Source organism: Oleiphilus sp. HI0086, assembly GCF_001635225.1.
This window is the reverse complement of the sequence record NZ_LWFZ01000084.1, coordinates 1-587: the sequence shown is the minus strand read 5'-3', so window position 1 is coordinate 587 and position 587 is coordinate 1. Positions and strand designations below refer to the sequence as shown.

Below are 587 nucleotides of genomic sequence, written 5' to 3'. Positions count from 1 at the left end.
GCTTTGCCGCCTGTGTAAGCGGGATGATTTGTAAGCCACCGCGAATACTGTCTAAGAGGTCTGGGACATCCTCTATCTCGGCGTGATCCCACTGAGATGCTATAAAGTTTACGATGCTGTTTTTTGCTTGTTCCAAGCCATTTCGTGATTCATAGATAACGGCATTATGCGCACTTTCGAAGTGTTCAGCGGGTACAACAAATTCGTTTTGCTCTTCTTCACTCTGTTCTCTCGCATCGCTGAGTGAGCTCAGATTAGCTTCGACATATAGCAGGGCACCTGCCATATCCATTAATACTTGGTCGCTAGCTGGTTCACTGCTTTCAGCGATTTCTTCTATGCGGCTAATTTGCTCTAGCACCAGCTTGCGGGCTACACCTAAGCCCAGAACAGCCATGGTATTAGCAATTTGAGTTAATTGAGGTACTAGCTCAAGCAGCTGAGTATTGTCTTTATCGTCATCGCGAACGTATAGATCTAGCTGTTCTTTGACGTGGCTGAGTTCTTCACTTAAGACCTCAACAACTGAGCTCATTGTTTCAGCGCCTGGACGATGCAGTTTCTCACGCTCGGCATCAACTTCTTGT

1 protein-coding gene is annotated in these 587 nt (G+C 46.5%); it reads right to left on the bottom strand.

Features of this window, described 5'->3' with window-relative positions:
- A partial coding sequence (locus tag A3756_RS26985) for a hypothetical protein (protein ID WP_197481086.1) occupies positions 1–587 on the bottom strand: 587 nt, incomplete at both ends.